This is a genomic window from Rhodoferax sp. (assembly GCF_034519335.1).
GTDB lineage: Bacteria > Pseudomonadota > Gammaproteobacteria > Burkholderiales > Burkholderiaceae_C > Allorhodoferax.
Map to the genome: position 1 here is coordinate 69,984 of NZ_JAXHOL010000032.1, position 12,129 is coordinate 82,112.

At 62.8% G+C, this 12,129-nt stretch carries 10 protein-coding genes; 5 read left to right on the forward strand and 5 right to left on the reverse strand.

The features are described 5' to 3' along the window. Nucleotides 1-117: 117 nt before the first annotated feature. Both U5O12_RS14105 and U5O12_RS14110 read left to right on the forward strand, forming a co-directional pair. Complete coding sequence (locus U5O12_RS14105) at nt 118-708, forward strand: methylamine utilization protein (RefSeq protein ID WP_322579285.1); 591 nt, start codon at nt 118-120, stop codon at nt 706-708. Next, nucleotides 705-3,056 carry a putative bifunctional diguanylate cyclase/phosphodiesterase gene (locus tag U5O12_RS14110; RefSeq protein WP_322579254.1) on the forward strand — a complete coding sequence of 784 codons (2,352 nt, stop codon included), beginning with the start codon at nt 705-707 and terminating at the stop codon, nt 3,054-3,056. Before U5O12_RS14105 ends, U5O12_RS14110 begins: the two co-directional genes overlap by 4 nt. Before the next feature lie 6 nt (nt 3,057-3,062). Here U5O12_RS14110 and U5O12_RS14115 read toward each other — a convergent pair whose 3' ends face one another. Beyond that, nucleotides 3,063-4,019 carry a histone deacetylase gene (locus tag U5O12_RS14115; RefSeq protein ID WP_322579255.1) on the reverse strand — a complete coding sequence of 319 codons (957 nt, stop codon included), beginning with the start codon at nt 4,017-4,019 and terminating at the stop codon, nt 3,063-3,065. 81 nt (nt 4,020-4,100) lie between these two features. Here U5O12_RS14115 and U5O12_RS14120 point away from each other — a divergent pair, with 81 nt between their 5' ends. Beyond that, the gene (locus U5O12_RS14120; RefSeq protein WP_296466206.1) at nt 4,101-4,262 is read left to right on the forward strand and encodes a hypothetical protein; all 162 of its coding nucleotides are present in this window, start codon (nt 4,101-4,103) and stop codon (nt 4,260-4,262) included. 129 nt (nt 4,263-4,391) lie between these two features. Here the strand turns inward: U5O12_RS14120 and U5O12_RS14125 are convergent, their stop codons facing one another. Then, the gene (locus tag U5O12_RS14125; protein WP_322579256.1) at nt 4,392-4,901 is read right to left on the reverse strand and encodes a DUF1993 domain-containing protein; all 510 of its coding nucleotides are present in this window, start codon (nt 4,899-4,901) and stop codon (nt 4,392-4,394) included. A 137-nt stretch (nt 4,902-5,038) separates the two neighbouring features. Between U5O12_RS14125 and U5O12_RS14130 the strand changes: the two genes are divergently transcribed. After that, nucleotides 5,039-6,178, forward strand: coding sequence for an HD domain-containing phosphohydrolase (locus tag U5O12_RS14130; RefSeq protein WP_322579257.1), 1,140 nt, complete (start codon nt 5,039-5,041; stop codon nt 6,176-6,178). Here the strand turns inward: U5O12_RS14130 and U5O12_RS14135 are convergent. The 3 genes from U5O12_RS14135 to U5O12_RS14145 are packed head-to-tail and all read right to left on the reverse strand — an operon-like array spanning nt 6,175 to nt 9,522. Next, nucleotides 6,175-7,359, reverse strand: a complete 1,185-nt coding sequence (locus tag U5O12_RS14135; RefSeq protein ID WP_322579258.1) for a methyltransferase — start codon at nt 7,357-7,359, stop codon at nt 6,175-6,177. The genes U5O12_RS14130 and U5O12_RS14135 overlap by 4 nt on opposite strands. Before the next feature lie 12 nt (nt 7,360-7,371). Further along, nucleotides 7,372-8,736 (reverse strand): glutathione-disulfide reductase, encoded by a 1,365-nt coding sequence (gorA, locus tag U5O12_RS14140; protein ID WP_322579259.1) that lies wholly within the window; start codon nt 8,734-8,736, stop codon nt 7,372-7,374. Between the two features lie 36 nt (nt 8,737-8,772). After that, nucleotides 8,773-9,522 (reverse strand): ABC transporter substrate-binding protein, encoded by a 750-nt coding sequence (locus tag U5O12_RS14145; protein ID WP_322579260.1) that lies wholly within the window; start codon nt 9,520-9,522, stop codon nt 8,773-8,775. A gap of 88 nt (nt 9,523-9,610) precedes the next feature. Between U5O12_RS14145 and U5O12_RS14150 the strand changes: the two genes are divergently transcribed. After that, the gene (locus U5O12_RS14150) at nt 9,611-12,037 is read left to right on the forward strand and encodes a Tex family protein (RefSeq protein WP_322579261.1); all 2,427 of its coding nucleotides are present in this window, start codon (nt 9,611-9,613) and stop codon (nt 12,035-12,037) included. Nucleotides 12,038-12,129 lie beyond the last annotated feature (92 nt).

Below are 12,129 nucleotides of genomic sequence, written 5' to 3' on the forward strand. Positions count from 1 at the left end.
CCTGGTAGCGCTGCAGAACCTCCTGCTTGGGTTAGAGTCATACCCGGTGCCTCGCACAGGGGCGCGACTGCTTTTCACCTGGAGTGCCGCATGTTGTTGAAGAAAAGCTTGTACCGCATGGCCGCTGTCGTTGGCGTCTGGGGTGTGCTGCAAACGGCAGGGGCCGGTACGCTGCAGCTGCAAGTGCAGGATAAAAATGGCAAGCCGCTGCCCGATGCCATCGTCTTCCTGGAGTCGGCAGAGGCCAAGGCTGCGGCCAAACCCCTCAAGGGCGTCGAGGTGGCCCAAATCGGGCGGCAGTTCAAGCCTGCGGTGACGGTGGTCACACCTGGCACTTCCATTCTGTTCCCCAACCAGGACACCGTGCGCCACCACGTGTATTCCTTCTCGCCCGCCAAGACCTTCGAGCTCAAGCTCTACGCCGGTGTGCCGGCCAACCCGGTGGTGTTTGACAAGGTTGGCATAGCCGTACTGGGCTGCAACATCCACGACAACATGGTGGCCTGGGTGCTGGTGGTGGACACCCCGTACTTCGGCCATACCGATGCCCAAGGCAAAGTCACCCTGGGTGATGTACCCAATGGCAGCTACAAGCTGCGCACCTGGCACGCATCGCTGCCAACCGGCGCCCCGGCGGCCGAACAGGCCCAGGCCGTGGGCGCGAGCCCGGCAACCGTGTTGGTGAAGCTGGCGGGGAGCAGCAGTTGAAGAACCCGCTGTTTCGCTTCTACGCCCACTGGGGCATAGGCACCAAATTTTTGGTGCTTTCGGTGGCCATGCTGTTGCTGGTGCAAATTGCCGTGTACAGCGTGGTGCGCAGCAGCATCAACAGCAATGTGCGCGCCCAGCTGGCGCAAGAGCTGGCAATTGGCGACAAGGTGTGGTGGCGTCTGCTGGACCAGAACGCCCAGAAGCTGCGCCTGGGGGCGTCGGTGTTGGCGGCAGACTACGGCTTTCGGTCCGCGCTGAGCAGTGGCGACACCGAAACCCTGCGCTCAGCGCTGGAGAACAGCGGCGCGCGTATCGGGGCCCCCATCACCGCGCTGCTGGATACCGGATTCACTCTGCAGGCCGTGGGCTTTGAGATGGATGTGCAAACGGCCATGGCGCCTGTGCTGCAAAAGCTCGCCGCGGAGCTGAGCCAGACGGAGCAAAGTTCGCAGCTGCAACTGATCAACACCACCCTGTACCAGTTTGTCATGGTGCCCTTGAAAGCGCCGCTCACCATCGGCTGGGTGCTGATGGGTTTCCCCCTCGAACAATCCCAGGCCAACGATATGTTTGGGCTATCGAGCATTCATGTGGCGCTGGTCAGGCCACAGGGCGGCGTGGTGCTGAGCAGTCTGCCGTCCAAAGAACAGGCATCCCTCAGCCAGCTCGGTCTCGGCACAGAACTGCAGGTGCCCGGGGGCACGCTGGTGGTGCGCCGCAGCACCGAGCGCACTGACGTGAACGCAGTCGACACCTACCTGCTTCGCTCGCTGGACGAGGTGGTGGCGCCCTATTTGCAAGTGCAGATTGCCTTGCTGGGCATCACCGCCTTGGGCCTGGCCTTGTTTCTGGTGGGCAGCGCCACGCTGGCGCGCCGCATCACCACACCGCTGCGCTCATTGGTGGGCGCGGCAGAGCAGCTCAGCCGGGGCGAATACGAGCACAAGTTGCCCGCACTGCGACACAAAGACGAGATTGGCGATCTGGCGCGCGCGTTTGACCACATGCGCAGCAGTATCCGAAAGCAGCAGGGTGAAATTCTTCAACTGGCCTACTGGGACCGCCTCACTGGACTCCCCAACCGTACGCAGTTTCGAGATCTGTTGCAGCAGTCCATCCGCGCCAGCATGGCGCTGGAGGGCGCGGCGCCCCCCGTGGCGGTGGTACTGCTCAACCTGGACCGCTTCAAACATGTAAACGATGTACTGGGCTACGCATTTGGCGACGGCTTGCTGGTGGCCGTGGCACAGCGGCTGAATGCGTTGATTACCGATGAGATGGGTGTGGTGGCCCGCATGGGTGGGGATGAGTTTGCGGTACTCATTGAAGGCAACACGGCTGAAGATGCCTTGGCGATCGCCAAGAAGATCGCTGCCTCGTTTGACCAGCCCTTGACGCTGGAAGACCAGACTGTGGACTTCAGTGCAGGCATTGGCGTGGCGTCTTGGCCCGCACATGCGCAAGATGTGGATACCTTGCTGAGCCGCGCTGAAATTGCCATGTATGTGGCCAAACAAAAAACCACCGGTATCCAGATTTACGACCCGGCACTGGACTCGTCCAGCACCCAGACGCTTTCGTTGCTGACCGAATTGCGCCATGCGGTAGAGGAGGGCCAGCTGCGCTTGTATTTGCAGCCCAAGCTCAACTTGGCTGACAACACCGTGCTGGCAGCCGAGGCCTTGGTGCGCTGGCAGCACCCCACGCGCGGCTTGGTGCCGCCCATGCAGTTCATTCCGTTTGCAGAGCAAACGGGCTTTGTGCGCCAGCTCACGCTGTGGATGTTTGAAGAAGTGGCCCGTGCATTGCCCAGCTTGCGTGCCGACGGCCGGCCGCTGCGGGTGGCCATCAACCTCTCGACACGCGACCTGCTGGACCAGGACTTTCCGGCCAAGCTCGATGCCATGATGGCCAAATACAACGCCCCTACCGACGCGTTTTGCCTGGAAATTACCGAAAGCGCCATCATGGACGACCCGCAGCGCGCCGAGGCCACATTGAACCGCCTGGCCGAGCGGGGTTTCAAGCTGTCGATTGATGACTTTGGTACGGGGTATTCGTCACTGGCCTACCTCAAGCGCCTGCCGGTGAACGAACTCAAGATTGACAAGTCTTTTGTGATGGGCATGGAGAAGGACGAGAGTGACGCCAAAATTGTGCGTTCCACCATTGACCTGGCGCACAACTTGGGCCTGAGCGTGGTAGCCGAGGGGGTGGAGAACCAGGCTATTTTGGACAAGCTGCGCGAACTCAGCTGCGATGAAGCCCAGGGCTACTACATGAGCAAGCCCATTCCGCTGGCCGACTTCATCACTTGGCGCGCCAAGCACGCAGCCGCGGCCTGACGGCCTTCAGGCCGCCCGCGCTGCAGTCGCCTGCCAGCGGCGCCAGTAATCCAGCGCCACTGCATAGGTAGTGCGCTGCACGCGCACGGTGTCTTCAATATTCACGCCGTAGCCGCCCGCCATGGTGAACACCAGCGGAATGCGGCGCTGCCAGCACCACTCCATCACACGCCGGTCGCGCGCCTCCAGGCCATCGGCCGTGATCTTGAGGCGCCCCAGGCGGTCGCCCTCGTGGGGGTCCGCGCCGGCCAGGTAAAACACCACACCGGGCAGGCATTGCCCCTCCAGCATCAGCAGGGCCTCCTCCAGGGCGGCCAGGTAGTCAGCGTCGCCACATCCGTCGGGCAGCGGCACATCCAGGTCGCCCGCCTCTTTGCGAAACGGGAAATTCTTGTCGCCATGCAGCGACAGCGTGAACACACTGGGGTCGTTGCGAAAGATATGCGCGGTGCCATTGCCCTGGTGCACATCCAGGTCAATCACTGCAACCTGCAGGGCTGGGCGGTGGCGGCCATCGGTCAGTCGGGTGCGGCCCCATTCGGCTTGCAGCACTCGGGCGGCCACTGCCACATCGTTGAACACACAAAAGCCGCCGCCCTTGTCGGCATAGGCGTGATGCGTACCGCCGGCCAGGTTGGCTGCCATACCTTCGTTCAACGCCACGCGGGCTGCGGCCACGGTGGCGCCCACGCTGCGGCGGGCGCGCTCGGCCATTGCCGGGCTCCAGGGGAACCCAATCTCGCGCAGCACTGCCGGCGCGGCCGTACCTTCCAGAATCGCATCGATGTAGGCCTGCGTATGCACCAGCGCCAGTTCGCCACGCGTCGCGGCCGGCGCTTCGGTCAAGTGCACGGCGGGCAGGTGCGCCGCCAGCTGGTCGCGCAGCATGCGGTACTTGGCCATGGGAAAGCGGTGGCCTTCGGGCAAGGGGAGTACAAACTGGTCGGAATAGAAGGCCTGCATGCGGGGATTGTGGCAAACGGCAAAGGCCTTCGAAAAAAGTGAGAAAATACGGGTTTTCACACCAACCAACAGGATAGTTCCATGGGCAACAAAATCGTTACCGAAGCCGACCGCAAAGCCACTCCCGCACCCAAGCCCCTGCCTGGCTACACCCTGCCCACCGGCGGCCGCGGCCAACGCATCAGCCTGGAACGCGGTGTTGCCACCCGCAGCAAAAAGAACCCCGGCAAGCGTCACAGCTAAGCCCTGACACCCCCCAGCGGGTGTCCCCATGCAAAAGGCCCTCATCTGAGGGCCTTTTGCTTTTTATGAGTCAAATAGGGCGCTAGCCCTTATGGGTATTGCGCTAATAGCTATTAATTCAGTAGCAAATCAGTTCGCACCCATGTAGTCCTTCTTGCCCACTTCCACGCCGTTGTGGCGCAGCAGCGCGTAGGCCGTGGTGACGTGGAAGAAGAACTGGGGAATGGCGTAGTGCAGCAAATAGGTGGATGCGTCAAAGCGGCGCTCGCGCGGCGTGCCGGCCTGGGTGACGATGTCGCGGCTGTGGGGTTGATCAAAGAGGCTGGCATCCAGGCTGTTGAGGAAGTCCACCACGGTGGCAATCCGGGTTTGGAGTTCGGCAAAGGTGAGTTCGGTGTCGGGCATGACCGGCACTTCCACACCGGCCAGGCGCGCACCGGCGCCCTTGGCAAAGTCAGTGGCGATCATCACTTGGCGCAGCAGCGGAAACATGTCGGGGTACAGGCGTGCCTGCAGCAGGGCGTTGGGGTCAATCTTCTTGGCCGTGGCGTGGTCTTCGGCTTTGCGCAGCACCTTGCCGAGGGCTTGCAACATTTGTTTGAACACGGGGATGGAGGCGGTGTAGAGGGCGTCGGTCACAAGGAGGATTCTCAAAAATGGAGGAGCGCGGAGCCTAACAAGCTTTCAGCTTTTCTGCATGCGGGTGGGTTTTCGGGCTTGTCAGCCCTTGCATTTGTCTTCATCATGAACCGAACTGCAACTCCCCGGCTGACGCAATGAATACTCCAAGGCTGCAGCAACTCTCCGCCCGTGCTGGTTTTTCCGCAGGGAATCTGACAGAGCAACTCCGCACCGTGCACGGGGTGGTGCGGTCACGGTACCCCGCCATCGACCGCCTAGCTTTGGCAACGTACTCCCCAGATACGGACGAACTGCAAACCTTTGTGAGCAGCAACCAGGACGGGGACAAACTCACCCATTACCAAGCCAGGCTGGCCCAGGTTCCTTCGTTGCTGGCGCTGGCGCAAAACCGCCAATGCCGGGTGGTGGATGACATTGCAGAGAATTTTCAGTCGCACAGCGCCCACACCCATTGGCTCAAGGAGCGCGACTACCGCTCCAGCTTCACGGTGCCGATATTCCATGGCGATCACCTGGCCGCTTTCTTGTTCTTTGACTCCAAAATTCCCCAGGCTTTTGACGCGGACAGCACAGCATTTCTGGAGGTATTCGCCAACCTCATTTCTCAGCTATACCTCTTGCAACTGCAGGTGGTGCACAGCTTGGTGGGCACGGTGAACCTGGCCAGTGGGCTGGCACGTATCCGCGATCTGGAAACGGGCCAGCACCTAGAGCGCATGGCAGCCTATTCCCAGCTCATGGCCCGCAATTTGGCGTTGCAAGACGGGCTGGACGATGAGTTTGTGGAATACGTGCACCTGTTCGCCCCTTTGCACGACATTGGCAAAGTGGGGGTTCCGGACAAGGTCTTGCTCAAACCCGGCAAGCTCGATGCCGAGGAATGGGTGACCATGCGTCGCCATGTGGAGATAGGTGAGTCGATCATTGCCCAAATGGCGCTGGAGATGAATCTGGGCAGCAGCCTGGCCACCGAAGTCATGCGCAACATTGTGGCAGGCCACCATGAGCGGGGCGATGGCTCGGGTTACCCGCGTGGCCTGCAGATGGTGGACATCCCCCTGGAGGCCCGCATTGTGGCCGTGGCCGACGTCTACGATGCACTGTCCAACCGCAGGCCGTACAAAGAACCCTGGACCGAAGAGGCGATTGCGGCCGAGTTGTCCAAGGAAGTGGGTTTAGGCCGCCTGGACGGCCGCTGTGTTCACGCGCTCATCTCTGCAGCCGCTGAGCGCCGGGCCATTCAGGTCCGGCTGGCTGACAAATTGTCTGCCTAGTGCAATGGGCCCAGGCGCCACAACGATGTGATTTCAGCCGCACGCGCGGCATGCAAGGCGTCGGTACCATCAGTGGCTTTGGGGTGCACGGGCTTGGCGTCCCTGCGTTCCAGCACCCGCAGCCCTGCCGCGGCAAACGCGGCCAGCAGCTCTTCGCGGCTGCGCAGGCCCAAGTGTTCGGCCAAATCAGAGAGGATGAGCCAGCCTTCACCACCGGGCGCAAGGTGGGCCACCAAACCGTTCAGAAAGCCCCGCAGCATCTGGCTGTTTTCGTCGTACACCGCGTATTCAATGGGGGAGCTGGGCCGCGCCGGAACCCAGGGTGGGTTGCACACCACCAGCGAGGCCAGGCCCTGCGGAAACAGGTTTGCCTGCAGCAGGCTGACCTGGTCCGCTACGCCCAGCTGGTCCAGGTTCTCACGGGCGCAGGCCAGGGCGCGCGGGTCCTGGTCGGTGGCCACCACACGGGCCACGCCGCGGCGCGCCAGCACGGCCGCCAGCACGCCGGTACCGGTGCCAATGTCAAAGGCGATCAGGCTATCGCCCTTGGGTAGCGGGGTGGTAGCGACCAAATCAATGTATTCCCCGCGCACGGGCGAGAACACGCCGTAGTGGGGGTGAATGCGGTTTTTGGGCGCTGCACCCAGCGCCGGAATTTCCACGCCTTTTTTGCGCCATTCGTGCGCGCTGGTCATGCCCAGCAGGTCGCGCAGGCTGGCTACGCTGGCAATGCCGTCTGCAGCTGCTGGGCCCCAGGCTTCGGTGCAGGCCTGGCGCGCATCGGGTGCGCGGCGCAGGGGGATGCTGTAGTCGGCGTTGAAGGGCAGCAGCACCATGGCCAGCACGCGGGCGCGCTGCGCCTGGGCCTGGCGGTGCAGGTTGAAGCCGTCCGCCGGGGACACGGGGGCCTTGTGGATGGCCGCGCCCTTGGCTGCGCGCTGTTTGCGCTGCGGGGTTTTGTCGATACGCCGGGCCAGGGCCTGCAGCAGTTGGCGGGCGTTCTGAAAATCACCGCGCCAGAGCAGGGCCGTGCCTTCGCAGGCCAGGTGGTACGCATCGTCCGCGGTGGTGGTGTCGTCAGCCAGCACCACGCGTTTGGGCGGTGCAGCACCGCGCTCGGAGCGCCACAGGGCCGAGCAGGCTTGGCCGGCTTCGGTCCAGTGGAGTAGGGGGAGGGACATGGGTAAAAGGGCTTAGAGGTTGTGGCGCACGGCCGGCGTGCGCATGGTGACCAGCTCTTCGGCGGCCGTGGGGTGGACCGCGAGCGTAGCATCCAGCGCTGCCTTGGTGGCCTGCAGTTGCAGGGCCACACCCACCAGTTGCGCCATTTCACCGGTATCGGGGCCAACGGCGTGAAAGCCCAGCACGCGGTCGGTGTCGCGGTCGACCAGCAGTTTGAGCAACATCTTGCCCGTATGGCCCGAGAGCGTGGCCTTGAGCGGGCGAAACACCGCGCGGTACACGTCCAGGTGTGGGTGGGTCTTGAGCGCCTGCTCTTCGGTGAGGCCCACCACACCGGCCTCGGGCGTGGTGAATACGGCAGTGGGGACCAGCGTGTGGTCCACACGCCGCGGTGTGCCGCCAAACACGGTGTCGGCAAAGGCATGGCCCTCGCGGATGGCCATGGGCGTGAGGTTCACGCGGTTGGTCACATCGCCCACGGCGTAAATGCCGGGCACGGTGGTTTGGCTGAAGTCGTCGACCGGAATGGCGCCTTGCGCATCCAGCGCAATGCCCAGAGTGTCCAGTCCCAGTCCAGAGGTATTGGGCACACGCCCCAGTGCGCGCAGCACGCAGTCGGTATCCAGGACGTCACCGTTGTCCAGTTGCACCTGCAGCCCACCCTGCGCACGGGCAATGGCCTGCACCTCGCGGCCAAACCGGAACTGCAGGCCGCTGTGCGCCATCTCCGCCTGTAGATGCTGGCGCATCTCGTTGTCAAAGCCGCGCAATATTTGCTCGCCGCGCACCAACACGGTCACCTTTGCGCCCAGCAGCTGCAGCACACAGGCCAGCTCCAGCGCGATATAGCCCGCGCCTTGCACTACCACGCGCCGGGGCAGGGCGGGCAGGTCAAAAAAACCATTCGAGTCAATCGCCAGTTCATGCCCAGAAATGTCTGGACCCCTCGCCGGCTGTGCGCCAGTTGCTATCAAAATGTGTTTTGCTTGGTAGCACTCACCGTTGGACAGGGCGACGGTATGGCGGTCCAGCAGCGTGGCGCGGCCCTCCAAAATCTGCACACCGGCGTTGCCAAGGTTGCTGCGGTAAATGCCTTCCAGGCGCGCCACCTCGGCATCGCGGCGGGCCTTGAGCGTGGCCCAGTCAAAGCGGGGCGCATCCAGCGTCCAGCCAAAACCGGCCGCCTCTTCAAATTCCTGCGCGAAGCGCGAGGCGTACACCATGAGTTTTTTGGGTACGCAGCCGCGGATCACGCAGGTGCCACCCATGCGGTATTCCTCGGCCAGTGCCACGCGGGCGCCGTGGTTGGCTGCAATGCGCGCTGCGCGTACACCGCCCGAACCGCCTCCGATGACGATCAGATCAAACTGCTCCATGGCTTCCCTCGTGTGGATCGCGGCGCCGACGCTGGATTACAGCTGGCCCGCGTATTTTTTCAGAATGGCGTCGTACACGCCGTTGGACTGGATGGTTTTGAGGCCCGCGTTAAACCGGTCGCGAATCACAAAATCCTTGAATACCGCCTTGCGCGGTGTGGGGGGGAAGATGGGGTGCAGCGTGATGGGCTGGCTCACGTCCACCTTGGGGTCCAGCTGGGTGCTGAAGTAACGAAAGATGCGCCGATCGCCCACCACCACGTCCACGCGCTGGGTGTAGAGCAGGTTGTTCTGGATGATTTGCTGGGGGTACTCTTTGTAGTTGCTGTGTTTAAGCACCACGGCCTTGAAGCGCTCGCCCAGAATCACCTCCGCATTTTGGAAGGCCGCCACCGAATGGTTGGCCAGGTCTTCGATGCGTTTGATCTGCAGGTTGCGTGAGCTCAGCGTAATGGCCACGTTCTGGTAGACGATGTAGGGCTCAGAAAAATGATCGTCGCCGCCTATGCCTTCGTCGACCGTGAGCAATACATCCAGCTGACCGGCCCGGTGCATGGCCAAGGCGCGGGCGGGGGGAAACTGCTGGGCCACCATGCGGTAGCCGGCAGCGGCCAGGGCCTGCTCCGCAATTTCTACCTCTATACCTTCTTTGCCGGAATCCAGGATGTAAGGCGGTTTGGTGAGGCCCATGCCGACACGCAGGTCTACCGCCCACGTTGCGCCAGCCGCACCCAGCACCAACAGGTGGCAACAGGCACTTACAAACAGGGAGCGGAACCGTGGCATGGGGCACAGTTTAAGCCCGGCAGGCTGTGGCACACTCCCGCCCTTGATTGATTCCCTGCTGGCCGTACTGGCTGGCTAATTTTTCGCAATGCAGAAAATCATCGCGCAAATTGCGCAAGAAATTCAGGTTCGCCCCCAACAAGTCGAGGCCGCTGTAGCCCTGCTAGACGAAGGCGCCACCGTGCCCTTTATCGCCCGCTACCGCAAAGAAGTGACCGGCGGGCTGGACGATATCCAGTTGCGTGAGCTGGAAACCCGTCTGTCGTACCTGCGTGAGCTGGCCGACCGCAAGGAAGCCGTCTGCAAGGCCATTGACGAACAGGGCAAGCTGACGCCCATACTGTTGGCCGCGATCCATAACGCTGCCACCAAGCAGGAAGTGGAAGATATTTACCTGCCTTTCAAACTCAAGCGCCGCACCAAGGGCCAACTGGCCAAGGAAGCTGGCTTGGAGCCGCTGGCCGATGCGTTGTTTGCCGACCCCACCTTGGTGCCCGCCGAGGCCGCGCAGGCTTACCTCAAACCTCCACTCACGCCGGAGCAAATCGCCGAGAAGCAGCCCGATTTCTCGACCGTGTTTGCGGTGCTGGATGGTGTGCGCGATCTTCTGAGTGAACGCTGGGCGGAAGACCCGGTGCTGGTGCAAGACTTGCGCGCCTGGTTGTGGAATGAAGGCCTGCTGCAAAGCAAGCTGGCCGAGGGCAAGGACGAGAACAACCCTGACGTGGCCAAGTTCCGCGACTACTTTGACTACGACGAGCCAATTGGCCGCGTGCCCAGCCACCGTGCGCTGGCCGTGTTCCGGGGACGTGCGCTAGACATTCTGGACGCCAAACTGGTTCTTCCAGAGTCAAATACGCCTCTAGCCCCCGTAGCTACTGCGCCAGCAGCTACTAAAAAAGTAGCAGCTCCCGTGGTGTCGTTGGCCGAAGGCCGTATCGCCCTCAAGCTGGGCTGGAGCCACCAAGGCCGCGCGGCGGACGATTTGATCCGCAAATGCGTGGGTTGGACCTGGAAAGTGAAACTGAGCCTGTCAACCGAACGCGACCTGTTCGCCCGCCTGCGCGAAGACGCAGAGAAGGTGGCCATCAAGGTGTTTGCCGACAACCTGCGCGACCTGCTGCTGGCGGCCCCGGCCGGCCCGCGCGTGGTGCTGGGCCTGGACCCTGGTATCCGCACGGGAGTGAAAGTGGCCGTGGTGGACGCCACCGGCAAGCTGGTGGACACCGCCACCGTGTTCCCGCATGAGCCGCGCAAGGACTGGGAAGGCTCGCTGCACACCCTGGGCAAGCTGTGCGCCAAACACAGTGTCAACCTGATCGCCATTGGCAACGGAACGGCCAGCCGCGAGACGGACAAACTGGCCGGCGACCTGATCAAGCTGCTGGCCAAGATGGCTGCACAAGCCGGCGCGCCCGAACTCAAGGTGGAGAAAGTCGTCGTGTCCGAAGCCGGTGCCTCGGTCTACTCCGCCAGCGAATTCGCCTCGCAGGAAATGCCCGATGTGGATGTGAGCCTGCGTGGCGCGGCGTCCATCGCCCGCCGCCTGCAGGATCCGCTGGCCGAGCTGGTAAAGATCGATCCCAAGAGCATTGGGGTGGGCCAGTACCAGCACGATGTGAACCAGAGCGAGCTGGCGAAGACGCTGGACGCGGTGGTCGAGGACTGCGTGAACTCCGTGGGGGTGGATTTGAATACGGCCAGCGTGCCCTTGCTGAGTCGTGTGTCCGGCCTGTCAGGCACCGTGGCCAAGGCCGTGGTGCGCTGGCGTGAAAGCAATGGCGCATTCAGCAGCCGCCAGGATTTGATGAAGGTGACCGGTCTGGGCGCCAAGACCTTTGAGCAAAGCGCAGGGTTCTTGCGCATCCGCGGCGGCAGCAACCCGCTGGACATGACGGGCGTGCACCCTGAGACCTACCCGGTGGTGGAACAGATCATTGCCAAGACCGGTAAGCCGGTGGCGGAAATCATGGGCCGCGCAGACATGCTCAAGACCCTGCGCCCCGAGTTGTTTGCCAACGAGCAGTTCGGCGTCATCACCGTGAAGGACATCTTCACCGAACTGGAAAAGCCGGGCCGCGACCCGCGCCCGGACTTCAAGGTGGCGCGCTTTAACGACGGCGTCGAAGACATCGCCGACCTGAAGGAAGGCATGATTTTGGAGGGCACGGTCAGCAACGTGGCCCAGTTCGGCGCGTTTGTGGACCTGGGGGTGCACCAGGACGGCTTGGTGCACGTGAGCCAGCTGGCGCACAAGTTCGTCAACGATGCGCGCGAGGTCGTCAAGACCGGCGACATCGTCAAGGTGCAGGTGCAGGAAGTGGATGTGGCGCGCAAGCGCATCAGCCTGACCATGAAGATTGGCGCGGCACCAGCCCGTGCACCGGGTGACAGGGCAGGGGACAACCGTTACCAAGGTCCGGCCCGCGGGGAGCGCCAGGCGGGCAGCTACCGCGACAACGCACCTTCCGGCAACTCGGCCATGGCGTCGGCGTTTGCCAAGCTCAAGCGCTAGGCCGGTCCCCATCTCCTTTGCCGAAAGTGTGAATTAGTTCCGCTTTTGGCAAGGGGCATAGTCCAGTCAGACTACGCTGCGTTGATCTCCCC